Consider the following 23,494-nt stretch of genomic DNA (forward strand, 5'->3'; position numbering starts at 1 on the left):
CGCACTCCTTTTTATGATGTCAAAACAGTTGCAGATCATTCATTATTTCAAATATTTTTCCCAATCTTCTACTTCTTGGAATTTTGCACGTACAAAATGTTCTTTCATATCGAAAGGAACTGTACCGTCAAAGATAGTTTTTGCACTCATCCCACGGAAACGAATAGAGCCAGGATTATATTCTGGTAATTCTGATGGGTCCAATGGATGGTTTCTCATTCCTGGGAGCACAATAATGTCTTTATCTCCTTGGAAACGAGTGTTGAAAGTCCAAACTACATCGTTCATGTCGAAAATATCAACATCTTCATCGACTAAAATGACTGTCTTCAATTCTTTGAAGGCTGATAAGGCAAGAATAGCTGCTTGGCGTTGAATACCTTCATCCGCTTCGTTTTCTTTACGAATCTGCATGATGGTCATCAATTTACCGCCACCTGCAGGAGGATTGTAGACATTTACTACTTTTCCTGGAATAGCTTTATCAACCAAAGCAAGAATACTTGCTTCTGTAGGAATACCGGCCATAGATACGTGTTCTTCACTTGGACCAATCGTTGTTTGCATGATTGGATTGTCTTTTCGATGAGTAACTGCTTTGACTTTTACTACTTGTACAGCTGGATTAGCATCCCCAGTATAACCAGGAAATTCTGGCATTGCTTTCCCTGAGTTCGTGTTGATATCTTCTTGCATTGTTTCATTTGGCATGATTTCTGCTTCAATGATGAATTCAGCACGAGCAATACCCACTTCATCGACTGCTACACCATCAACGATTTGAATAGGTTCGTTACGCAAAGCTCCTGCACACCATAGTTCGTTGTAGCCAAGTGGAGTGGTAGGTGGTTCGAAAGTCGTACCAATGGCAATTGCTGGATCTAAACCAATATTGATAGTGATAGGCATTGGTTTATTCAATGCTTCAAATTGTTTTTGGAAGTGACCAATGTGGCGCCCACCAGGCATGATGTACATACCGATCGTATCTTTGTCTTCTAGGACCATACGATGGATCGTTACATCGCTCATTGTTTTTTCTGGATCTGATCCTAAGACTACACCCATCGTGATGTATGGACCTGCATCTTCAGGAGTATTTGTAGGTGCAGGCAAAATGTTGCGAATATCGAAGTCTGCATCGGTAGCTAGATGAACGACTTCTTGTGCTGGAGCGTCTGCTTTGTCTACTTTCACAGGTTTGATTGGATTTTCTACAGCGTCTTTCAAGAAACGGCCAAGTGTTCGATAATCATGGTGCAAAATTTCACCTACACGTTTACGACTAGCCATTGTCCCGATGTTCACACGTGTGCCGGGGAAACCTTTGATATTGTTGAAAGTCATAGCTGGTCCTTCTTGAGTCGGACGTTTTACTGTACCGCCAGCACCGATATAACGGTAAACACCAGATAATTCTGCTTCAGGATCGATTTCAATATCTGTTTCGTGATATTGACCTGGAAGTGTTTTTAGTTCTTCGATGACTTTTCTTAAATCATACGGTTGATCTGTCATGAAAAATTCCTCCTTAGTTGTCTTTACCTATCTATAGTAAAAGGTACAAAGGAGGAAAACAATTCAACTTGTTTGATAAAATATTCCTTAATGGAATGGATACGGTTTTTTGATAATAGAATAAATTATGATATACTTACAACAATAAGAAAGCGCATACTAAATGCTAATGGAAGGAAAGTGAAAAAAATGGAGGAGTCATTTCCTAAAGCAGTAAAAGTAGAAAATATAGCGAATATTTTGAAAGTTACATTTGAAAACGGGGAAGTAAAATACGTGAAATCTCATTGGACAGAAGAGATAACCGATGCCTTGCAATTTGGAAAAAAAGGAAGAGGAAAAAGAAAAAATCTTCTCGCTTTGTCTACTAATATGTGGATTGGGACTGAAGTAACGATTGAAGCAGATGGAACAGTATTCATAAATGGAAAAGACAAATATACACCGCAAGAACTGTGGCTCGAGGGGGAAAACCATATTCCAGAATTATAAATAGGCAAGAGGTTGTGACAGAAGTGGTCAGCTTCAAGAAATAAGAAGGAATGTACGAAAATTGCTTCTCAAATTTTTGTGACATTTCGGCTTATTTCCGAAGAAGCTACTTCAGGAACACCGTGAATCAGAGGTTGTGACCGAGGAGTTGGAAGGAGAACGCCGTTTATCGAGAGGTTATGAAAAGCTGTTTATTCAAAAAAAGGGTGGTGACAACAATTTTGTCACCACCCTTTGTAGTAATTGGAAAAAACGAATAGCTTTATTCTGCACGCAAAGCGATAGCAGCGTCTTTTTTCGCTGCCATTCGTGCAGGAAGATGACCGCCAAGCATCGTCAATACAGTAGAGACAATCACTAGAATGATCGCATGGACAGGATTTAGTTGCGCAACATTTTTTAGATCCGTCATGCTGTACAAGATGCTATTGATAGGGAATGTCGTTAGCCAGGCAATAAACACACCTAGTATCCCAGAAGAAATACCTAAAATACACGTTTCTGCGTCAAATACGCGAGTGATGTCTTTTTTCCGTGCACCTAAAGCTTTTAGTACACCGATTTCTTTTGTCCGTTCAATCACAGATGTATAAGTAATGATACTGATCATGATCATACTTGTTACTAAAGAGATCCCTGCAAAAGCAATGAGGACATAAGTGATAGCATCCATCAATCCGCCAGTCAGTTCAGTCATCGTTCCAGCTAAATCAGTATAAATGATTTTATCTTCATCTGATTTGCCTTTATTGTAATCATCTAAATAATCCAAGATTTTTTCTTTGTCTTCAAAATTGTTCGGATAAATCATGATACTTGAAGGCAAGCTGTCTCCGCCTAAATAACTGAGCAATGTTTGTTTGGCATTTTCGTCAACTTTTTCAGTAGTTAAGACATTTACATCACTGTCTTTTTGGGCTTTGACGATTTCTGATTCTTTGTTCTCATTGACGATTTGAGTCGTTAATTGATCACTATAAGCGATTCCTGGCGATAAGAGATTCATTGTAGAAGAAGACTTCACGCGTAGGATTCCTGAAATCTTCAATTCATCTGAAGAATTCTGGTACATCGAATCATAATCTGTATTAGGAATGAAATTCCCAGTTGGAAGTTTTGTATAGTAAGTATTGTTGTTTACTAACTTGAATGTTGTACCGACGATCTCATCGAAATCAAGTTTTTCGTCTTCCTTCACATCAAATCCAAGATTTTTCAATGCATTGATATTAGTATTATTGTTGCCGTCTACGATCAGCACGACATCTGTTGCTGAGGCTGGATAACTTCCGGCAAGTAAAGAATAATTGTCTTTTAAAAAGTTTTCTTTGCTAGTGTCAAGCTGTGTAGGGAAACTTGACACTCCCACACCTGTCATTGCTGACATCGTACTAGACAAGGAAAGAGATTCCGCATCAGGGTTTTGATTCGAGAAGCTGACAGGCTGTACTTTGCCATTTACATCACGTAAAAGATTGATTCCTGTTGTACGAGTAAACCCAATATTATTACTTAAATTAGGATCGATGCCTGTTACATAATCGACGTAGGTTTGATCGATTTTATTCGTATGCTGTGCTTTGTCTTCTTCGCTGACTTTTGCTGTGATCGTTTTGCTGTCTGGATACTCTGCTTTGCTTGCACCTAATCCAGCATCGTCACGGGTCTGGTTAGTCGTTACCTTAGAAATAGTGATCGGAAATTTCGCCATCGTTTCAGCTTGCGTGTTATCGATTTGCTTTTGGAAACCAGAAGAAAGGGAAAGGACGATCGCGATTCCGATGATCCCGATACTGGAAGCAAAGGAAGTCAAGAAAGTACGTCCTTTTTTTGTTCGGATATTGTTGAAAGAAAGCTTCAACGCTGTCCAAAAACTCATCTTCGTTCTGCGTAGGTTAAATTGATCATCTTTTGGTCGTTCGATGTGAGGATGGGAATCCGTTAAGATCTTACCATCAGAAAATTCAATGATCCGGTCTGCATATTGATTGGCCAGTTCAGGATTATGTGTGACCATGATCACTAATTTTTCTTTCGATAACTCTTGGATCAGTTCCATGATCTGGATACTTGTTTCTGTATCTAAAGCTCCGGTTGGCTCATCACACAAAAGGATATCTGGATCATTGGCTAGCGCTCGAGCGATTGCTACCCGCTGCATTTGTCCACCAGATAGCTGATTTGGCTTTTTGTGCATATGATCTGTCAAGCCGACCCGATGCAAGGCATCTTCTGCCCGTTTTCGTTTTTCGTCTTTAGAAACACCACTTAATGTCATCCCAAGTTCAACATTTTCAATAATGCCTAAATGACCAATCAAGTTATAACTTTGGAAAATGAACCCGATAGAATTGTTTCGGTAGGCATCCCAGTCGTTGTCTTTGAAGTCTTTAGTAGACTTTCCGTTGATCACCATATCACCGGAATCATAATTATCTAGTCCACCAATCACATTCAGCATAGTCGTTTTACCAGAACCACTAGGACCTAAAATCGCTACGAATTCTTTTTGTCTGAAAGCGACAGATACACCATCCAATGCTTTAGTGGTGGTTTCGCCGACTTTATAATATTTTTTTATATCTTTTAATTGAAGCATAATCACCCTTCTCCCGTATTGAAATATTCGGTATACTAATAAGTATATCAGAACAATGATTGTAGTATACAAAATAAATGTTAACTGAAGATGAACTGCAAGAAAAAATCTAGAAATTTTTCAAAAAACAGAGGGAGAACAATGAATCGTATTTTAATAGTAGAAGATGATCCGCAATTACAGTTGCTTTACCGTTCTGTGTTGGAACGAGCGGGCTTTTCAGTCATCACTGCACTGAATGGAGAGGATGCGCTGAAAAAACTAGAAACGACACGTATAGAATTGATCATTACAGATATCATGATGCCGAAAATGGATGGCTATGACTTGCTAGACTCATTACGTAGCACCAGATTTGACACACCTGTTCTGATGATTACGGCAAAGGCCGATTTTGAGGATAAGAAACGCGGGTTCAAACTAGGAGCAGATGATTATATGACAAAACCCATCGATGTCAATGAGATGATCCTACGTGTGGAAGCATTGCTTCGACGTTCAAAAATCAATTACAGCAGTAGCTTGATGATTGGACAAACAAAATTAGAGCTGGATACTTATACAGTGCTACAAGATCAGCATTCGTTGATTCTGCCTCAAAAAGAATTTCTGCTTCTGTATAAATTACTGTCTTATCCCAACAAGATCTTCACTCGCCAACAGTTGATGGATGACATTTGGGGATTAGATACGAATACAGAAGAACGAACGATCGATGTACATATCAAACGTTTAAGGACCCGTTTTGAAAAGACGGAAGATTTTCAAATCATGACAGTACGGGGACTAGGCTATAAGGCGGTTATTTAAAGATGAAAAAAAAGCTATTTTCACAATTATGGATCTATTTTGCCAGTATTGTCTTCATTTCGATCTTAGTGACACTGCTGTGTTTTCTCGGTTTTATTTTCTTATTGTCTCGGCATTCTATCTCACCTGCTGAATCGGCTGGAAAACCAACGCTATACCCGTTATTCGTCTTTGCAGGGTTCAGTATGATCGTGGGTACAGGAATATCGATTTTTGTTGGGCGGCGTATTCTGCATCCAATCAGTGCACTAGGGACAAATATGAGTCTGGTAGCAACGGGAGATTTTTCGATTCGAATGGATGAGCAGCAGAAAGTAGCAGAAGTACAGCAACTGTATAAAGATTTCAATGTTATGGTCCAAGAACTCAATAGTATCGAAACATTGAGGAATGATTTTGTGTCCAGTGTATCCCATGAATTCAAAACACCATTAGCAACGATCCAAGGATATGTACAATTGTTACAAGCCCCAAATCTCTCTGACGAAGAATGCCAAATATTTTTATATCGGATTATCGAAAGTATCACGCAGCTTTCACAATTAACAGAGAATATCTTAAAATTGAACAAACTGGAAAACCAGCGTATCCAACTGGAAAAAAAAGAGTGCCGATTAGATGAACAAATTCGAGAAGTAATCGTTTTTTTGCAGCCTAAATGGGAGAAAGAACAGCTAGAATTGGATATCGAACTGGCTGCAGTAAATTACACAGGCAATGAAGAGTTTTTGTACCAAGTGTGGTTGAATATCATGGATAACGCCATAAAGTACAATCAAGTCAATGGACAGATTCATATCAAACTATTTGAGACAGCCACAGAGATTGTACTGGAAGTGACCGATTCAGGTGTAGGAATGAATGAAGAGACCAGAGATCGAATGTTTGAAAAATTTTATCAAGGAGATACAAGCCGTCAAATTTCTGGGAATGGGCTAGGACTTTCACTGGTCAAAAAAATTCTAGAACTGCATGATGGTCGTATTGATTATAGCAGTATCGAAGGAGTAGGAACGACAGCAATGATACGGTTAAGTAAACAATAGGAAAAAGAATAAAACCCCCTAAAAATTCGATTGAAGGTTTTTAGGGGGGAGTCGTTTTTTTTGTGATTAGGGAAATGTTCTTACGGTTCTTTCGACATAAAATCGCTGCTTTCTTATTGAACTACGAGAAATGATAGATGTGTCATTGAAACAAGGATATGATGCAAAAAAGAGAGCGAAAGTCATGAGTCGCTCTCTTTTTTGGATGGATTGATAGACAGAAAATGAAGGGCCTAGTTCTCTTCTTGTTTCAAATACTCCCAAAATGTGTCTGAAGCCAAAGAATGTTCACCGATTTTACGCGTAAATGCGAGATAACTTTCTTTTGTTGGAGAGATGGGGAGGATCACAGTATTTTCTTTTAACAGATTTTTGACTGTTTTTTCCATAACAATAGCAATCCCCATGTCATTTGCAATCATATTGATGATCAAGTCGGTCCTAGATCCTTTATAAGAGATTCTCGGTTCAAATCCAGCTTCGCGACACAAGTCTAGCACAGGTTGATACAAGTTCGTAGTAGGGCCAAGAACCAAAAAATTCTCCTTTTTCAGTTCACTTAGATCCAATTTCTTTTTAGCAGCTAAAGGATGGGTTTTAGGCAGAACTGCTACAAAATCGTCTGTTTCAGTAGGTAGCCACTCAATCGAACTTGGTGGGGCCTGGAAGCTTCTGGCAAAGTGGATCGTATCACTATGTTCATTTGTATCGTCATAAGTCAGTTCGATACTTTCCACTTCTTTCAACTGGACCGTAAATTCAGGATGACGTTTCAAAAATTCGGTAATCTTGGAAAAGCCTTGGTAATTGATCATGGTTGGTATCGTTAAGATATTTAATGAAAGATTGTTTTCTTGCGTATAGGTTTCAAGCACTTCTTGCATGGCATGGTATTGTTCTACGACATTTTTTACATAAGGGAGCAACAAGCTTCCAGCTTCGGTCAACTCGATTTTTCTATGGGCACGTTCGAATAATTTGACGTCTAATTCTGTTTCTAACGAAAGAATCTGTTTAGAAATGTTTCCTTGGGTGGTGAATTGTCGTTCAGCAGTTTTGGTAAAATTCATCGTTTCGGCTAAATCAAGAAAAACTTCAAATTTATGGATATCCATCATATTCCTCCTACTTATTCCAATAAAGAATACTTTAACACAAAAAATGAATTGGTGTAACCTACTCTGTCTGGTACAATCTTTCTTGCAGTGAAAGCAGTGATTGCAGAAAATTTTCTGTAATAATTTTCGCTTTATAGAGAAAGAGAGGAGTTTTTTTGATGCCAACTGGAGTTTTGATCAATGTAGGTTCCGTTTTGCTTGGCGGACTAATTGGCGGATTAGTAGGAAATAAATTAAGCGAACACTTTAAAGCGCAGCTGACGATGGTTTTTGGTGTGTGTTCAATGGGGATGGGTATCTATTCCATTGCGCCAATGAAAAATATGCCAGCTGTTATTTTTGCTTTGGTGATAGGAACAGCGATTGGACTGATTGTTCATTTAGGTAATGGGATTAACAAGGGCGCTGCGTTGATGCAAGTGCCTATTTCTAAAATCTTTCCTAGTGAAAAGCTTGGTATGACCCACGATGAATTTATCAGCACATTAGTAACGGTCATTGTTTTATTTTGTGCAAGTGGTACGGGGATTTATGGAAGCTTAGATTCTGGGATGACTGGAGATAGTACGATTTTGATTTCTAAATCTGTCCTTGATTTTTTCACAGCAGCAATTTTTGCATGTAATTTAGGATATGTCGTTTCCGTAGTAGCGATTCCCCAATTCATTATTTTTTATATCTTGTTCTTATTGGCAAAATTTATTTATCCATTGACTACACCAGATATGATCTTAGACTTTAAAGCTTGCGGTGGATTCTTGATGGTTGCTACCGGTTTTAGAATGATCAACGTGAAAATGTTCCCAGTAGCTGACATGATACCAGCGATGATCGTTATCATGCCACTAAGTTGGATGTGGACGAATTGGATCATGCCACTGTTATAATAATAATCAAAGAGAAGCCATTTTTTGCTGACTAAAAGGGATCAAACCTTTTAGTCAGTTTTTTTGTATTTGACAAACTGATTTTGAAACTATATTATATGATGTATAATATAGATTGTAATAAAATATTACACTTGAGAATAGAAGGTGACGTAATGCACATCCAGATTCCAACTGTTCTTCTTGATGGCACTGTGTTAGCAGCATTAAGCAAAGAAGATATGTATGGTTATGCCTTAACAAAAATCGTACAAGAAAGTCTCTCAGTCAGTGAATCTACACTTTATCCGGTTTTGAGAAGATTGAAAAAAGAAGGGTATCTTGAGACCTATGATGAACCTTTTGAAGGTAGGAACCGTCGATATTACTCGTTGACACCAATAGGAAGTCGTCATTTAGAAGAAATTATTGATGAATGGATTGTTTTTCGAGATTCTTTAGACCGGTTATTGGAGGAGAGCACAAATGAATGATTATTTGAATGAAGTTGTGGATCATCTTCAAGAAATTCCTGAAGACGATCGTTTTGATTTGATCCAATATTATGAGGAATATTTTTTAGATTCCGGAAAAACATTAGATCAGGTCATTGATGAATATGGTACACCAAAGCAGTTTGCTTTAAAATTAAAAATCAGTTACTTTTCAGAAGAAGAACAAGCAGAAGACGAGTTAGTGAGGAGTCCAAAAAGACAAATGCGTCTGATTTGGTTAATCATTATCGGTTTATTTGCTTCTCCTGTCCTCATTCCACTAGCATTGGGGTTTATATTGGTTATTGGGGGACTATTGATTGCTTTGCTGGCGCTCATTTTTAGTATCTATGTTCTATGTATCAGTATCTTAGGTATTGGCTTATTCATGATCATCTCAGGAATCAGTGTGTTTGGTCAATCGATTCTGAGTGGGTTATTCTTTATCGGTGTTGGTCTGTTCGCCACGGGAAGCGCAGTATTTATTTCGCCACTGTTGCTGAAAGGAACAAAATGGCTTTTTTATGTCATGATGAACTTTGTTAAATGGATGGGACGGCGTTTTATTACAAAAAGAGATCTGCATTCAGCGGGCGCTTGAAGGAGGACAGATAAATGAGATTGAAACATTTTTTGATTACCGGTATTATCCTGATGGTTACTGGCGGACTCCTAGCAGGTGCAACTTATACATTAGGCGCTCAAAAGAGTCTGACTTGGGATGATGGCCCTCGATTGATCGATATGGTGACGGAGACGAAAAAAATCAAAGAGGCAAACAAAATCGTCATCCATGCAGAACATCAAACAGTGTCAGTCATACGCGGGTTGGATTTTGAGATAAAAACGACCTACGATAAGACAGAAAAGCCAGAAATAAAGGAGAAAAATGGTGTATTGACCGTGAATGCAGTCAAAAAATCAGAAGGTGCGATTATTAGTTTGGAAGACACCAGTGCACAAATCACTATTGTTGTCCCTACAGATCAGGAATTATCTGAATTGACAATCGAAGGGAATAATAGTGCAATCGACATCAACGAAGTATCGATCAAAAAAGTAAATACTATGACACACGATGGTTGGGTATCATTCAATGAATTTACGGGAGGAACAATAACGGTGAAAGATGAATTAGGTTCTCTTCGTTTAGATGAAGTCAAGGTGGATAACTTGACCGTCATAGGAGAAAGCAGTAATTTACATCTAGAAGACAGTTTGGTCAGCAAAGAAGGAAACGTCACTCTAAACAATAGTAATTTATCTTTGCATGAGATGGAAAACAGTGGCTATACTCTCCAAATATCTGGTGAATCTCATATTGAAAAAGACTACCAGCCAATAACAAATACGTTGTTAGAGCAAGGACAGAAACGGCTGAAGATCACTGCCAAAGACACTTCGATCAATATCACGACAGATCAAGAAGACGATGAAACAGATTGATCTAGCAAACAACTGGATAGTTTAAGAAAAAACAGCAAAGATCGGAAGGATCTTTGCTGTTTTTCATCGCTTAACACACATAACTATAGTAAAATAAGTAAGAACATATCTATAAAGAAAACAGGGTGAAAAAGTATATGAAGGCAGAAGAAGGTCAAAGAGAAAAGTTAAAAACAGAAATGGAAAGATTACATACTTATATCACTCAACTAAGTCAAACCTTTTATGATCCAGATAAAGAAAAAGTGATGGTCAACTATCCGAACAATTCAGAAGGTCGTCAATTAGAGCAAGTGTACCATGAAGTTTTCAAACATTTATTGACGGTGAAGAAAGAACTGGACTATTATTCTTTACCGATTATCGATACAGGAATATTGAAGTATGATGGGGAGAAGGAACGATTTATCTTTAAATCTGTTCGGGAAGACTTGCCTCTTTCAGCAGGAATGGATCTAGAAATCTTGGTAGAAGACTATTTTACAGAAGAAAAACACTGGGTTCGAACAAGATTGGATTATTTGCCGCAAGCAGCCGGAGGAACACAAGCAAGCGGTTGGTACATCACTGAAGACAAAGATTTGGAACTAGAAGGTGCAATGGCGCGAATTCGAAAAAGGATTAAAAAGCAACACTATATTTATTGAAGGATAAAGGAGCGCAGAAAGTAGAATGAGAGAAAAAAGAGCAATTTATATCAATGGTTATGCAGGAATCGTCGGTTTGGTCGTATTAGCTTTAGTTGGTTTATTTTTCTTCTATTTAGGCATGTGGCAAGCGAAAGTTTGGGCACTATTTTTAAGTATTTTTCTTTGGCTGATAGCGTTACTGTTGCTAAGTTCGGCAACTGTAGTCAGCCCTAATCAAGCAAAAGTGATTTTGTTTTTTGGACAATATTTAGGTACGATCCGGGAAAATGGCTTTTTCCTTACGATTCCTTTGGCACAAAAAATGACTGTTTCGTTGAAAGTTCGGAATTTCAACAGTTCTGTTTTAAAAGTCAATGATTTAGACGGAAATCCCATCGAAATCTCAGCGGTAGTCGTGTTTAAAGTCATTGATACAGCAAAGGCATTATTCGATGTAGCGTATTATCAAGATTTTGTAGAAATCCAAAGTGAGACAGCCATCCGGCATATCGCTAGCCAATATCCGTATGATACCTTCAATGATGATGATTTGACGCTTCGAGGAAACACTACGGCAGTGTCTGACGAGTTGAAAAAGGAGTTGCAAGAGCGTTTAGCAGTAGCAGGTGTCGAAGTAATCGAAACACGATTGAATCATTTAGCCTATGCAACAGAAATCGCCAGTGCCATGCTGCAACGTCAACAAGCAAGAGCTATTTTGTCTGCTCGACAAACCATTGTTGAAGGAGCTGTCACGATCACTCAAATGGCTTTGGAACAAATCGAAGAAGGACAAGAAATCAATTTCACCGATGATCGAAAAGTCCAATTAATCAATAATTTACTTGTCTCAATCATTACAGACAAAGGAACGCAACCCGTTATCAATACAGGCGATATGAAAGACCGTAAGTGATATAGTTTTTGTAAGATAGGAAGAAGGAGTTTAGGACGATTGTCTTAAACTCTTTTTTAGTTGTTCAATGAAAATGACAAAATTGAAAGAAGAATGATAGATGATTCGAAGGCATAATTGTTCGTTTTTTTCTATAATCAATATATAAAGTAAGAGAGAAGGGGAAAAAGTGAAAAAACTTCTGATCGGACTACTTGTTTTCATCGTTGTGGCACTTGCAGGGGTGAAAATCGCAGATTACGTAGTGATGGGCGGAGAAGAATACTATGTACAGATTACGACAGATGGTGCAAAAACAGTATCCAAAGCAGACTCTGGACAAGAAACAGTCAACTATAGATATATCCTGCCTGGTTATACGAAAGAGGGTAAGGAAAAAGAACTAGATTTCAATGGGCAATTGACTCGACCGCTTCGTAAAGGAGCATATTTGAAAATCACCTGGAACAAAAAGAAAGGTGTCACTTCATATGAAGAAGTCGAAAAAAAAGATGTGCCGAAAACAGCACTAGAAAAACTAATTAAAGGGTAGGGAAAGAAATGAACAAAATAGTCGAAGTACAGAATGTAACAAAAGTATACGGGAAAAACAATGAGAAAAAGACGCAAGCATTAAGCGGCATCAGCTTCGATGTAGAAAAAGGTGAATTTATTGGCATCATGGGGGCTTCCGGTTCAGGTAAATCAACGCTTTTGAATATTTTATCCACATTAGACAAACCAACAGATGGACATATCCGAATCAATCAAAAAGATGTGACGACATTAAAAGGAAATCAACTAGCAGATTTTCGTGCGAATGAAATCGGCTTTATTTTCCAAGATTTCAATTTATTAGAAAGTTTGACAGCACAAGAAAATATCGCTGTTCCTCTTTCTTTACAAGGTGTCAGACCAAAAGAAATCAAGCAACGTGTCCAAAAAATTGCAGAACGTTTATCGATTGCTCATATTTTGGAAAGCTATCCTTCTGAGATTTCCGGTGGACAAAAACAACGGGTCGCTGCCGCACGTGCGTTGATCACACAACCAACGATTTTATTAGGGGATGAGCCTACAGGTGCGCTGGATTCTAAAAGTGCCCGTGATCTTTTAGATACGATGGACGAATTGAATACAAAAGATCATGTATCGATTCTTCTAGTGACACATGATCCGTTTTCTGCAAGTTATTGCCAACGTATTTTATTTATCAAGGATGGCGGTATCCATCAAGAAGTGAAACGTGGAGATCAAAGCCGGGATTCCTTCTATCGGGAAATACTATCTATTCTTGGAAACTTGGAACAGTAGGGGGAGATTGACTATGCTTTGGAAATTATCACTTACTGGAATCAAGAGCCGTTTAAGAGATTACTTGGTATTATTCTCAGGATTAGTTATGGCATCTGCTATTTTTTATATGTTTGAATCAATGGCGAGCAACGAAGCCTTTTTGAAAAGCAATACGGTCGTTGCTGCTACAGTTATCATTTTCCGACTAGGTTCTGTTTTACTAGGGATCATCACATTCGTTTATATTTTATACGCGAATTCCTTTTTGATGACGATGCGACAAAAAGACTATGCCATGTTTATGATGCTAGGAGCAAAAGGCAGAAAAATCGCACAGATGATTTTTTCTGAAACATTCGTAGTAGGGATCGCGGCTACTTTAGTAGGTTCAGCTGTCGGTGTAGGATTGACAAGTATCGTCCACCGATTATTAGTGGATCAGTTAGATATCAATATTTCGCATTTTACACCTTTTAGCATTCATGGGTTGTTGATCACCGTTTTGTTTTTTGCTATTTTGTTTTTATTAGCAGCTATTGTCAATGCTTTTTCGATTGTCAAAAAACCGATTTTAGCATTGATTCGTGCGGATCAGACATCAACAAGAATCAAGCAGCATAAATTCTTGTTCTTCCTTGAAGTAGTACTAGGGATTGCTTTTCTAGGCTGCGGTTATTATATGATGAAACATGTGGGGACCTATCAAGTTTTTGGTATGGGAGTAGCTCTAGTCACGATCGTATTAGGAACTTATTTCATTTTCCACTCTGTGATCATTTTCTTCTTATCATTATTAAAGAAATCAGAACAGATTTCATTGAAAAAATTGAACAATTTCACATTGTCACAGTTAAGTTTTCGTATTCGTGAATATACACAAATGCTCTCCATGGTTGCTATGCTGTTTGCTTTAGCACTTGGTGCTTTGACAGTAGGTCTAGGATTTAGAAATGAAATTTCGGAAATGACGGAAAATGCTGCTGGTTATGACCTAGTGATGAATAATCCTCGGGCAGAAGATCAGCAAAAAATCAAAGAACTATCACCAACACTTTCTGCTTCTTATACTCAAAAAGAAGATGCGGGAACGATTTACTATAATGCAAGTGAATTTGCGGCTCAACCATTGGTCATGATAAAATATGAAGATGGGACACCGCCGAAAATCACGAAAGAAAAAGTTCCTGCTGAAAAAATGAATGAACTGACTGTACAAGATGAGCTTCGTGGCTATGAATTGCCTGAACAGCAAGAAAAAGAAATCAAGGTAGTCAGTCAATCGGAATTTGATCAACTGAGTTTGCCACAATCCACTTTACAGCTAGTTCAGGTCAAAGACTTCCAAGCAAACTTGGAACCAATCAAAGCACTTGCTACACAAAATAAAACGAACAATCCATCTTTGCAAAAAGTAGAGTACAGTAACCAGAAGTATGAAATGTATGAAGGATATAATAGTCTATTCTCTGGTTTTGAATTTATGGGATTCTTCTTAGGTTTAGCTTTCTTGACTATGCTTGCTAGCTGTTTGATGTTCAAGATCTTGTCAGGAAGCAAGAGTGACATCGCTCGTTATGAAATGCTTGAAAAGATAGGAACACGACGCGGATTGCTTAAACAATCGATCCGTAGAGAAGTAGGTGTGTTATTCTTAGCACCAGGAATCTTAGGTGTAGTCCATGTCTTATTCGGATTACAAATGTTTGGTCTATTCATGCAAAATCCATATAAAGATATTTGGGTGCCATTTACGATCTTCTTCGTATTGTATTTCATCTACTATGTACTGACGACATGGTTGTATACTGGAATCGTATTGAAAAAGAGGTTGTGACAGAAGTGATCAGCTTCAAGAAATTTCGGCTTATCTCCGAAGAAGCTACTTCTGGAACACCGTTTGTTCAGAAAGAGGGACTGTGACAAGATTTTTGTCACAGTCCCTCTTTCGTGATCTTTTATTAGAATATAGTAAATTTTTTCTCGTTACTCACGGAATAAGCTGTTAAGAAAACGGTTTCCATGTATACTGGAATCAGTACAAATGAAAGAAAAGAGGGTGCAAGGAACATGGAAATCAATGAACAAAATTTTGGCGGAAACTATCACTTGATCACGATCACGAATCAAAATGGGACATCTTTGTCTGTCAGTGATCTAGGTGCACGAGTCGTCCATTTTCAAACAATGATCGATAATGAAAAACGAGAGTTGGTTCTAGGCTTTGATGAAGCAAAAGAATATCTGGAAAAAGATCCTTATATCGGAGCTTCAATCGGACGTATGGCTGGACGGATCACGGATGGCACATTCAAATTAGATGATGAAACATTCAAAGTAAAAACAGATCCAGATACTGGCCATTGTTTACATGGCGGTGCACCTAGCTTTGAAGCCAAGCAGTGGCATTATACAGTTATTAATGGTGAGAACGAAGCCTCAGTCATTTTCTATCAGACTAGTCCAGACATGGAAAATGGATTTCCTGGCACTTTAGACGTAGAAGTACGGTATACACTGACGAATGATGATACATGGCGAGTGACAGTCCAAGGGATCAGTGACCAGAAAACAGTATTCAATCCGACGAATCATGTTTATTTCAATTTAACTGGTGATCCAACACAGCCAATCGACGAACATACGCTTTGGTTGAACAGCCGATTATTTGCTACGCTCAATAAAGATACGACGCCTACAGGAGAAGTGGTTTCAGTAAGCGGTACAGCATTTGACTTTCAACATCCTAAAAAATTAGGTGAGGTATTCGCCAGTGATTTTCGCCAATCAACGATGGTAGGCGGTATCGATCATCCATTTTTATTAAAAAAACAGGCTGATCTGCTAAATGCAGCGGAATTGACGAGCCCTGATGAAAAAGTATCAATCCAAGTAAAAACGGATGCTTCAGGAATTGTGATTTTTACCGCAAATTTTGGAGAAGATGGGCCAGAAATGCGTGGAAAAAAATTAGTAGATCATGGCGGTATCACATTTGAGACTCAAGAACTACCAGGAGCAGAGCGACTTGAAAGTTTTGGAGATGTCACTCTGGAACCTAACCAAGTACGCGAATTTGTAACGGAATACAAAATAAATAAATATAAAGAAATAGAATAAATTAAAAAAGGGAATGTGACACTGTCACACGCCCTTTTTTATTTATTCTATTTCTTTAAAGGCAGATCAAGCCAGAATGATTTGTCTAAACTTAACAAAGTTAGTACAGGAACAGTTGCAGCTTTAACTGTACGAGTAGTTGTTTCTGGTATCTGTCTTGCCGTGAACGTGTTCCACAAATCCCAGATTGAAGCGACACGGAAGATGGAAGAAGCATTGTTGACGCGTTTTATCGTTGAAAATTCTAATCCTGTGATTGGCACGCCATCTGTTGTCCATTTGATTGGCACATCGAATCGCTTAGACATATGGAGAATTTCAGTATTTGCTTCTTCAGTTGTTGTTGCTTCTTTTTTCGGTTCATCATATTTTGTCAGGTCGTACGCTTCGATGATCGCGTTCAATTTTTGTGAATATTGGCGATCTGTAGCATAACGTCCTTCCAAATATTTGGTTGCTTCTTTGTAGTCTTTTGTTTCCGACTTCCAAGTTGGTTTGTAGAAGTCAGGATTGCCAGTCAGTCCATTTTTGATCAAGTCGGCATAGTCTCCCAAACTTTCCTTGTAAGAAGGATACTTACGGAATTGGGCGCGGATTTGGTAGCTTTGTCCCGAACTATCTTGTTCAAGTGTATTGAAGGTCACGCTGCTTCCTTTATACGATCCTTTGATACCAAAAAGGTTATGATTTGGTTCGCTTGATAATAAGCTGTTTCCAGATCCACTTTCCAGGATGGCTTGAGCCATCATGACTGATGCGTAGATTCCTTCTTTTTGGCCGATTTCCTGTGCATCATCTGCAATCTTTTTCAGGAACTGATCAGTTGTTTGGTTTTGACTGAAATGGAACGAGCCATCTAATCCATCTAAAATAGATGAGCCGCCTGTCAGCGAACCTGAAGCAGCAGGTAAACCTGCTAAGTTTACTCGGACAGCAAAATCAGGCGTGAAATCTGAAATAGAAGTTACTCGAACTTTATCTCCTGGTTGGGGCGCATGGATAAATTGTCCGTTCCCAATATAGATACCTACATGGTGAGTAACACCGGAAGAAGGTCCCCAGAAGACGAGATCGCCAGGTTGGGCCTGACTTACTGGAATCTGCGTACCTGCATATTGCTGTTCGCCTGTCCAGCCACCGATATAATGACCGGTTGCTTTCATATATACGTAATAAGTCAAACCAGAACAGTCAAAAGTATTTGGACCTTTTGCTCCCCATACGTATGGTTTTCCAAGATGCTTGAATGCTTCTCGAACGATTGCTTGTTGGACATTTGTTGCATTTGTAGGCAATACAGCATCAATTGGTGATTTTACAACAAAATCAGAAGAAGCAGAAGATGGATTCTCTATACCGCTTTGATTTGCTGTATTTGGACGAGACGAAGCATTGTTCGTTCCGCCATTCGATGAACCATTGTTTGGATGATTTGGTTCTCTCTGAGTATTTCCATTGTTATTCGATCCAGATGGGTTTGTTTGATTCGAAGAATTCCCGCTGTTCGAATTATTGTTATTATTATTTGAATTATTTGAACCATTATTATTGTTGCTATTGTTGCTATTGTTGTTATTACCCTCATCTGGTTTATTTGGCGTTTCCGGATCTGGTGTACTAGGGACTTCTTCACTAGGATCAGTTGGTTCCTCTGTTGAAGTATCCGGTACAGGTTCAAATTCTGCAGTAATAGATAAATTGTTCGTACCTACTGTAAAAGTCTTTGCCTCATAGTTCACTTCTTTAGCACCATTCACAGCGACGGAAGCAATTTGTTCACCTTCAGCTGGCGTAATAGTGTAAGTCACCTTTGTTCCTGCTGATAAACCTTCTACCGTTCCGCTTTCTGTGATATTCAAAGGTTGCTGTTCAGCGGTATCCTCTGACGAAGCAGTTAGTTGGATCTTCCCTATCAAAGAAGGAGCAATCGTAAGGGTATATGTCTCGGCTGGTTTTTCATTTTCTGATGGATCAGCCGGATCAGTTGGTTCGGACGATTCTGTTGATGAGTCAGTTGTTCCGGTTGTGCCTTCTGTAGAAGAATCCGTAGTTTCGCTAGTAGATGAGCTGGAAGTAGACGTACCTGTTGAGACTGTTTGATCGGTTGTTTGATTATCTACAGCAAATACGGCATTAGTCGACAAAACAGTAGGAGCAATCAGCCAAGTAGCAGCTAGCAAACGCATCGTTTTTTTGTTTTTCATAATAAACTAGTCCTTTTCCTTTCATTGATTTTCTGTTTTATTCAGCATTCATAAGTTATTCGATTGAACAGATAATCGTGTCGAAAAGCTTTTTCTTTCCATGAATCTGCTTGTGTATTCTAAATAAAACAAGTTGTAAAAAAGCAACGAGCAGTCATTCGTTGTGGTTTGTCGTTCATTTTATTGCATAAACCATCTTTGTTTGGGGATAAACAAGTGGGGATAAAAATGGTCATGCATATGTAAATTATACCAAAGATTGGAGAGTATCACAAAAAATTTATAAAAATAACGATCCTAAAAAAGAAAAAAACTGAAATATGTGATAAGCATCTCATACTTCAGTCTTTTTTCGTTCATTATTCGTAAGACATTAGGTCTTCATCAAACCCGCTAACAAGGGTGGTGATCATTGCTACGACTAGACTAACAGCCAATCCTGCTAAGTACCAGAAAAAAGTACCGGAAATAAAGGCTGGCAATGTGGTCAGACTACCAAATACAAAAGCGATCGCTTTCACTTGAGCAAATCCCATGACAGCTCCACCAGCAGCTGCACCGATGCAAGCAGCAACAAATGGTTTTTTCAATGGAATCGCGATTCCGTAAACAGTAGGCTCGGTCACTCCCGCAAGTAAAATCGAAGCGAAAGCAGAACCAGAAATCGAACGTGTTTTTGAACGTTTACTTCGGAGGAATACCCCTAAAGCTGCACCAGCCATTCCAAAATTAGCTGCTCCTGTCAACGGAACGATACGGTCGAACCCATAAGCTGAGATATTGCTGATCATGACAGGATTTACAGCCCATTGGATACCAAATATCACCAAAATGTTCCAGCCTCCAGCGATGATTGCTCCACTGATCGGTCCGTTAATATCCATCATCCAAGTAATTGCTGCAGCTAAACCTTCACCAAGATAAACACCGGCAGGTCCGAAGACCATTAATGTCAAAGGAACCGTGATGACTAATGAAAGTAAAGGTACAAATACTAATTGCATGTTTTCACGAATATATTTTTTAAGGAATCTTTCGACAAAAGAATAAAAGAAAATACCTAAAATCGCCGGCATGACAGTAGACGTGTACTGCATCAGCACTACAGGAATCCCCAGAAAATCAGTAGCTGCTTTACCACTATCTGAAAGTAAAGAGGTCAAATTTGGCTCAATCAGCGCTGCAGCAATGACAGCCGCGATATATCCATTCACTTTAAACGTTTTGGCGGCAGAAAAAGCGAGAAAGATTGGCAGAAAATAAAAGACAGCATTCGACGCAGCAGACAAAATATGATAAGTCCCGCTCGTTTCACTAAGCCAGCCAATCGTAGTCGCTAAAACAACCAGACCTTTTAATATACCAGAACCGGCAAATAGGGGAATGATTGGCGTAAAGATTTCCGATATCAAACCAAATAGTTTTTCGATCGGATTTAGCTTTTCTTTCGGAGCTGAATGATCGATTTGACGTGTCAATTCCTTATAAGCAGGGGCCAATCCCTGATCCATAATTACTTCTGCATATCTATCGAGTAAAATGAAATATTTGATGGAAGGGATTTGCTGCTTTAATTTTTCTACATTTGCTGCTGGCTGTTTTTGTAATTTGATACGAAGCCGAGTCGCACATGGGAGGACAGAATCAATATTGTCTTTTCCCCCTAACTGATCAATCAGCAGATGAATCTGTTCGGACAGTACCATCTGTTCAGGATTCATTGTCGTTTCCATTAGAAGACCACTCCACTCACTAAGATAATATTGGCATAAGGTGTCATCTCGCCTGTACGAATAAATGCATGGCAGTTATTCAAATCTTTTTTCATTTCTTCATGTGGGATAAAGCTAATCGGTGTATCTGGTAACAGTAATTTGATTTTTTCCAATATTTCCGGATTCATTGTCTTTATTTCTTCCGCCAATTCAATGGATTGTACTTCAAGTTCTTCTAAAACGTTTTCTAAAACAGATAAAAAACTTGGAAGTCCGTTTGAAACAGCTAAATCTATTTTTTCAGTACCAAAGGGAACAGGCATGCCTGCGTCCCCGATACTTAATTTGTCAAAGTGTCCCATTTGTGCGATTACTCGCGAAATATCTGAATTGATGACTTTTCCTTTTTTCATGTTTGTTTCTTCCTCTCGTTGTTAATTTATGACTGCTGATTGTTCTAAAGCTTCACGGTAAGGGATAGAAGGTTGCGCACCATAAGACTGTACGGCAATAGAAGAGGCTAGATTTCCATAAAGGATCGCTTCTTTCAAGTTACCAAGGTCTGGCAGAAGTGTGCTGCTCAATGCCCCAATAAATGTATCACCTGCGGCTGTCGTATCGACAGCATCTACTTTAAAAGCAGGGACGATACCGTGTTCTTTTTCTGTGTGGTAGAAAGCACCGGCACTGCCCAATGTAATGATTACTGTTCCAATGCCTAATTCATGCATTTTTTCAGCTGCTGCGACCAAACTGTCATGGTCTGTAACTCTGATTCCTGTAATAATTTCTGTTTCTGTCTCATTTGGTATAATGATATCTGTCTTTTCGAGTAGTTCAGTAGGAATGGTTTCTCTAGCTGGTGCAGGATTCAGGATCGTTGTTTTTCCTGCGTCTTTTGCAATAGAAAAAGCTAGGATCGTCGCATCTAAACTACTTTCGAATTGAGCAATAATAAAGTCACTGTTTGTAATCAATTCTTTGTTCTTTCGAACTTCTTGTTCATGGAAAGCATTATTTGCGCCTGCATGAATCAAGATACTGTTTTCTCCTGCGGCATCCACCATAATCATTGCTTGTCCGGTTGCGGCGCCCTCAATTTCAGCAATTCCAGATGTATCGATGTTTTCTTTCGTCAGTAGATCCAACAATTGCTGTCCTTCACTGTCAGTTCCAACACCTCCAATAAAAGATGTTCGTGCGCCTGAACGTTTGGCTGCCACTGCTTGGTTGGCGCCTTTGCCTCCGCCAGCGTGAAAAATCTCATGTGCATGCATCGTTTCTCCTGGTTTTGGCATTTTGGTTAAACGAAGGGTAGTGTCCATATTAATACTTCCAATTACTGTAACCGTGTTCATTTCACAAACCTCCAACTATCTCATTTATTTTGATGGGAAGAATTATTTTTTTAAAACGTTTTAGTAAAACGTTTTAATAGTTCGATAAAAATATAGCACACCTTGAAAGCTATTTCAAGGGTGCAGTCGAAAATCTTTTTTCTAGTCGTACAGGTAGCCGTTTTTCTTCCCACTCTTTTTCTGGGAATTGGATTCGATCTAACAATAATTGGGCAGATGTTTGCCCCAATTCGAAGATTGGTTGTGCGATTGTCGTCAGTTTTGGCTTGATATATTCGCACATATCTATATTATCATAGCCAATAATGCTATAGTCTTCTGGGATGCTTTTTCCAGCTTCCTCTAATCCGCGATATAATCCAAAAGCTAATTCATCATTTAAAGCAAACACACCAGTTGCAGCAGAATCAAGAAGTTTGGCTGTGATTTGGTAGCCGCCTTGTTTTGAGAACTGTGTAGGCAAGAGGATCAGTCGGTCATGAGGGATTTGGTAAACATCAAGAGCAGATTTAAACCCATCAATCCGAGCGTGGACATTTTCTGGCAGATTTTCAGGATAGACAAGGGCGATCGTTTGATGTCCTAGACTAAGTAGGTGCATACCTGCCAGATAACCACCGCGAAAATCGTCTGTTCGTACGGCATCACTAAATCCTTCAGATTTTTTTTGATCCAAAACAATGAAGGGCCGGCCTTGTTTTTTCAAATTTTCGTTGATTGCATTCGTAGAGACAGCAGAAGTCGCAATAATGAATCCATCCACACCTCGACGTGTGAGCTCGGCTAGGTACTCGATTTCTTTTTGATGATCAGAATCAGCATTACATAATATCGTGACGAAGTTCTGATTGTACAAGATATCTTCAATTCCTCGCATCAATGTACTGAAGAATGGATTCGTGATATCAGGAACGAGTACGCCAATCGTTTTCGTTTCCTTGGTAATCATTTGTCTAGCAAAATAATCAGGTTGATAGCCTAATTCTTCTTTAGCAGCTAAAACTTTCTGAACGGTTTTCGGACTGAATTTCTCCGTATTTCCATTTAATATCAAGGAGACAGTTGTGATTGAAACACCGGAAAGTTTAGCGACTTCTTTGATTGTGATCTTTTTTTTCACCATGTTCATACTCCTATCTAAATCCTGTGGTTATTTTCCCATGAAATCAAAAAGAAGTAAATGAAAATCACATACGCTAGTACCCTATTTACTTTGTTGGATTGCTTCGATTATTTGTTTCGTTGAACGTACTCGTGCAGTTTTCGGAAATATCTTTTTTATGAACAATTGATGCGATTCTTTGTCGCGATCACTACAAGCATCTTCAGCAAGCACGACATGGTACCCGTGTTGAAAGGCATCTAATGCAGTAGCATATACACCGTTTGTTGTCGCTACACCGCTTAAAATGATGGTTTCGATTCCACGACGGCGAAGTTGAAGATCAAGAGAAGTACCAAAAAAAGCACTTGGATTGTATTTTGTGATAGTCAACATATTGTCTGTATCTTTCAAAGAATCCTTCAAAAGTAAATCAGTGAATTCTGGAGGTACAGAAGCAGCAGTCATTCCACCCATATCAGTTTGTTGACTCAAATAAGGGAAAGTGGAGATGTCTACATTCACTAAAACTTTCAAGGCAGCGGTACGTTTCAATGTTTTTGCTAACGAATCATTGTTTGTCAGAATAGATGCTGCAGTGTGTGGAGAGAGTGTACCGTTATTTACGATCCCTTTTTGCATGTCGATCGCGACAAAAGCAGTTTTTGATAAATCAAAAATCATATTTTTCTTTAAATCATTCATGATGTTCCTTCTTTCAAATAACAATGTTTTTTATGTAAGTAAATCATAAATCGTTTATTTGTCAACTAAATAAAGAATTCCTTT

At 38.7% G+C, this 23,494-nt stretch carries 22 protein-coding genes; 13 read left to right on the forward strand and 9 right to left on the reverse strand.

Features of this window, described 5'->3' with window-relative positions:
• Window positions 1–42 precede the first annotated feature (42 nt).
• Complete coding sequence (locus tag FTX43_RS06685) at window positions 43–1,518, reverse strand: UbiD family decarboxylase (RefSeq protein WP_002329604.1); 1,476 nt, start codon at window positions 1,516–1,518, stop codon at window positions 43–45.
• 180 nt (window positions 1,519–1,698) lie between these two features.
• Between FTX43_RS06685 and FTX43_RS06690 the strand changes: the two genes are divergently transcribed.
• Window positions 1,699–2,010: a hypothetical protein gene (locus tag FTX43_RS06690; RefSeq protein ID WP_024635432.1), complete on the forward strand. Its 312-nt coding sequence runs from the start codon at window positions 1,699–1,701 to the stop codon at window positions 2,008–2,010.
• 262 nt (window positions 2,011–2,272) lie between these two features.
• Here the strand turns inward: FTX43_RS06690 and FTX43_RS06695 are convergent, their stop codons facing one another.
• Window positions 2,273–4,609, reverse strand: a complete 2,337-nt coding sequence (locus FTX43_RS06695) for an ATP-binding cassette domain-containing protein (protein ID WP_024635433.1) — start codon at window positions 4,607–4,609, stop codon at window positions 2,273–2,275.
• Window positions 4,610–4,750: 141 nt separating this feature from the next.
• On the opposite strand from FTX43_RS06695, the gene FTX43_RS06700 reads away from it, so the two are divergent.
• Both FTX43_RS06700 and FTX43_RS06705 read left to right on the forward strand, forming a co-directional pair.
• Complete coding sequence (locus FTX43_RS06700) at window positions 4,751–5,419, forward strand: response regulator transcription factor (protein WP_002293217.1); 669 nt, start codon at window positions 4,751–4,753, stop codon at window positions 5,417–5,419.
• A gap of 2 nt (window positions 5,420–5,421) precedes the next feature.
• The gene (locus FTX43_RS06705) at window positions 5,422–6,465 is read left to right on the forward strand and encodes a HAMP domain-containing sensor histidine kinase (protein ID WP_147606915.1); all 1,044 of its coding nucleotides are present in this window, start codon (window positions 5,422–5,424) and stop codon (window positions 6,463–6,465) included.
• A 233-nt stretch (window positions 6,466–6,698) separates the two neighbouring features.
• Here the strand turns inward: FTX43_RS06705 and FTX43_RS06710 are convergent, their stop codons facing one another.
• A complete protein-coding gene (locus FTX43_RS06710; RefSeq protein WP_002293221.1) occupies window positions 6,699–7,580 on the reverse strand; it encodes a LysR family transcriptional regulator in 882 nt (293 codons plus the stop codon).
• Between the two features lie 161 nt (window positions 7,581–7,741).
• Here FTX43_RS06710 and FTX43_RS06715 point away from each other — a divergent pair, with 161 nt between their 5' ends.
• From FTX43_RS06715 to FTX43_RS06760, 10 genes are all read left to right on the forward strand, one after another.
• Window positions 7,742–8,470 (forward strand): DUF554 domain-containing protein, encoded by a 729-nt coding sequence (locus FTX43_RS06715; RefSeq protein WP_002293223.1) that lies wholly within the window; start codon window positions 7,742–7,744, stop codon window positions 8,468–8,470.
• 155 nt (window positions 8,471–8,625) lie between these two features.
• Window positions 8,626–8,943: a PadR family transcriptional regulator gene (locus FTX43_RS06720; protein WP_002293224.1), complete on the forward strand. Its 318-nt coding sequence runs from the start codon at window positions 8,626–8,628 to the stop codon at window positions 8,941–8,943.
• Window positions 8,936–9,544, forward strand: a complete 609-nt coding sequence (locus tag FTX43_RS06725) for a DUF1700 domain-containing protein (RefSeq protein WP_002293226.1) — start codon at window positions 8,936–8,938, stop codon at window positions 9,542–9,544. Before FTX43_RS06720 ends, FTX43_RS06725 begins: the two co-directional genes overlap by 8 nt.
• A 14-nt stretch (window positions 9,545–9,558) precedes the next feature.
• The gene (locus tag FTX43_RS06730) at window positions 9,559–10,389 is read left to right on the forward strand and encodes a DUF4097 family beta strand repeat-containing protein (RefSeq protein ID WP_147606916.1); all 831 of its coding nucleotides are present in this window, start codon (window positions 9,559–9,561) and stop codon (window positions 10,387–10,389) included.
• Window positions 10,390–10,526: 137 nt separating this feature from the next.
• Window positions 10,527–11,036, forward strand: coding sequence for a DUF5348 domain-containing protein (locus FTX43_RS06735; protein WP_147606918.1), 510 nt, complete (start codon window positions 10,527–10,529; stop codon window positions 11,034–11,036).
• A gap of 25 nt (window positions 11,037–11,061) precedes the next feature.
• Complete coding sequence (locus tag FTX43_RS06740; protein WP_002293231.1) at window positions 11,062–11,934, forward strand: SPFH domain-containing protein; 873 nt, start codon at window positions 11,062–11,064, stop codon at window positions 11,932–11,934.
• Between the two features lie 169 nt (window positions 11,935–12,103).
• Window positions 12,104–12,466, forward strand: a complete 363-nt coding sequence (locus FTX43_RS06745; protein WP_002310770.1) for a YxeA family protein — start codon at window positions 12,104–12,106, stop codon at window positions 12,464–12,466.
• Between the two features lie 8 nt (window positions 12,467–12,474).
• Window positions 12,475–13,227: an ABC transporter ATP-binding protein gene (locus FTX43_RS06750; protein WP_002312797.1), complete on the forward strand. Its 753-nt coding sequence runs from the start codon at window positions 12,475–12,477 to the stop codon at window positions 13,225–13,227.
• 13 nt (window positions 13,228–13,240) lie between these two features.
• Entirely contained in the window at window positions 13,241–15,043 is a 1,803-nt protein-coding gene (locus FTX43_RS06755; protein WP_147606920.1) for an FtsX-like permease family protein, read from the forward strand.
• Window positions 15,044–15,276: 233 nt separating this feature from the next.
• Entirely contained in the window at window positions 15,277–16,326 is a 1,050-nt protein-coding gene (locus FTX43_RS06760; RefSeq protein WP_002329595.1) for an aldose epimerase family protein, read from the forward strand.
• Window positions 16,327–16,373: 47 nt separating this feature from the next.
• Here FTX43_RS06760 and FTX43_RS06765 read toward each other — a convergent pair whose 3' ends face one another.
• The 6 genes from FTX43_RS06765 to FTX43_RS06790 form a co-directional block, all read right to left on the reverse strand.
• Window positions 16,374–18,530, reverse strand: a complete 2,157-nt coding sequence (locus tag FTX43_RS06765; RefSeq protein ID WP_147606922.1) for a glucosaminidase domain-containing protein — start codon at window positions 18,528–18,530, stop codon at window positions 16,374–16,376.
• A 359-nt stretch (window positions 18,531–18,889) separates the two neighbouring features.
• Entirely contained in the window at window positions 18,890–20,263 is a 1,374-nt protein-coding gene (locus FTX43_RS06770; protein ID WP_002316674.1) for a PTS transporter subunit EIIC, read from the reverse strand.
• Entirely contained in the window at window positions 20,263–20,658 is a 396-nt protein-coding gene (gene rbsD, locus FTX43_RS06775; protein ID WP_002293242.1) for a D-ribose pyranase, read from the reverse strand. Before rbsD ends, FTX43_RS06770 begins: the two co-directional genes overlap by 1 nt.
• A gap of 21 nt (window positions 20,659–20,679) precedes the next feature.
• Entirely contained in the window at window positions 20,680–21,603 is a 924-nt protein-coding gene (gene rbsK, locus FTX43_RS06780) for a ribokinase (RefSeq protein WP_002293244.1), read from the reverse strand.
• A 109-nt stretch (window positions 21,604–21,712) separates the two neighbouring features.
• Complete coding sequence (rbsR, locus tag FTX43_RS06785; protein ID WP_002293245.1) at window positions 21,713–22,726, reverse strand: ribose utilization transcriptional repressor RbsR; 1,014 nt, start codon at window positions 22,724–22,726, stop codon at window positions 21,713–21,715.
• A gap of 81 nt (window positions 22,727–22,807) precedes the next feature.
• Window positions 22,808–23,410, reverse strand: a complete 603-nt coding sequence (locus FTX43_RS06790) for an isochorismatase family protein (RefSeq protein ID WP_002293246.1) — start codon at window positions 23,408–23,410, stop codon at window positions 22,808–22,810.
• Window positions 23,411–23,494 lie beyond the last annotated feature (84 nt).

This window comes from Enterococcus sp. DA9, assembly GCF_008000875.1.
Taxonomy (GTDB): Bacteria; Bacillota; Bacilli; order Lactobacillales; family Enterococcaceae; genus Enterococcus_B; species Enterococcus_B lactis.

Bases quoted from the DNA above. Each gene is read 5' to 3' on its own strand.
- FTX43_RS06685 (WP_002329604.1), bottom strand. From the start codon at position 1,518: ATGACAGATCAACCGTATGATTTAAGAAAAGTCATCGAAGAACTAAAA.
- FTX43_RS06695 (WP_024635433.1), bottom strand. From the start codon at position 4,609: ATGCTTCAATTAAAAGATATAAAAAAATATTATAAAGTCGGCGAAACC.
- FTX43_RS06700 (WP_002293217.1), top strand. From the start codon at position 4,751: ATGAATCGTATTTTAATAGTAGAAGATGATCCGCAATTACAGTTGCTT.
- FTX43_RS06705 (WP_147606915.1), top strand. From the start codon at position 5,422: ATGAAAAAAAAGCTATTTTCACAATTATGGATCTATTTTGCCAGTATT.
- FTX43_RS06710 (WP_002293221.1), bottom strand. From the start codon at position 7,580: ATGGATATCCATAAATTTGAAGTTTTTCTTGATTTAGCCGAAACGATG.
- FTX43_RS06715 (WP_002293223.1), top strand. From the start codon at position 7,742: ATGCCAACTGGAGTTTTGATCAATGTAGGTTCCGTTTTGCTTGGCGGA.
- FTX43_RS06720 (WP_002293224.1), top strand. From the start codon at position 8,626: ATGCACATCCAGATTCCAACTGTTCTTCTTGATGGCACTGTGTTAGCA.
- FTX43_RS06725 (WP_002293226.1), top strand. From the start codon at position 8,936: ATGAATGATTATTTGAATGAAGTTGTGGATCATCTTCAAGAAATTCCT.
- FTX43_RS06730 (WP_147606916.1), top strand. From the start codon at position 9,559: ATGAGATTGAAACATTTTTTGATTACCGGTATTATCCTGATGGTTACT.
- FTX43_RS06735 (WP_147606918.1), top strand. From the start codon at position 10,527: ATGAAGGCAGAAGAAGGTCAAAGAGAAAAGTTAAAAACAGAAATGGAA.
- FTX43_RS06740 (WP_002293231.1), top strand. From the start codon at position 11,062: ATGAGAGAAAAAAGAGCAATTTATATCAATGGTTATGCAGGAATCGTC.
- FTX43_RS06750 (WP_002312797.1), top strand. From the start codon at position 12,475: ATGAACAAAATAGTCGAAGTACAGAATGTAACAAAAGTATACGGGAAA.
- FTX43_RS06755 (WP_147606920.1), top strand. From the start codon at position 13,241: ATGCTTTGGAAATTATCACTTACTGGAATCAAGAGCCGTTTAAGAGAT.
- FTX43_RS06760 (WP_002329595.1), top strand. From the start codon at position 15,277: ATGGAAATCAATGAACAAAATTTTGGCGGAAACTATCACTTGATCACG.
- FTX43_RS06765 (WP_147606922.1), bottom strand. From the start codon at position 18,530: ATGAAAAACAAAAAAACGATGCGTTTGCTAGCTGCTACTTGGCTGATT.
- FTX43_RS06770 (WP_002316674.1), bottom strand. From the start codon at position 20,263: ATGGAAACGACAATGAATCCTGAACAGATGGTACTGTCCGAACAGATT.
- rbsD (WP_002293242.1), bottom strand. From the start codon at position 20,658: ATGAAAAAAGGAAAAGTCATCAATTCAGATATTTCGCGAGTAATCGCA.
- rbsK (WP_002293244.1), bottom strand. From the start codon at position 21,603: ATGAACACGGTTACAGTAATTGGAAGTATTAATATGGACACTACCCTT.
- rbsR (WP_002293245.1), bottom strand. From the start codon at position 22,726: ATGGTGAAAAAAAAGATCACAATCAAAGAAGTCGCTAAACTTTCCGGT.
- FTX43_RS06790 (WP_002293246.1), bottom strand. From the start codon at position 23,410: ATGAATGATTTAAAGAAAAATATGATTTTTGATTTATCAAAAACTGCT.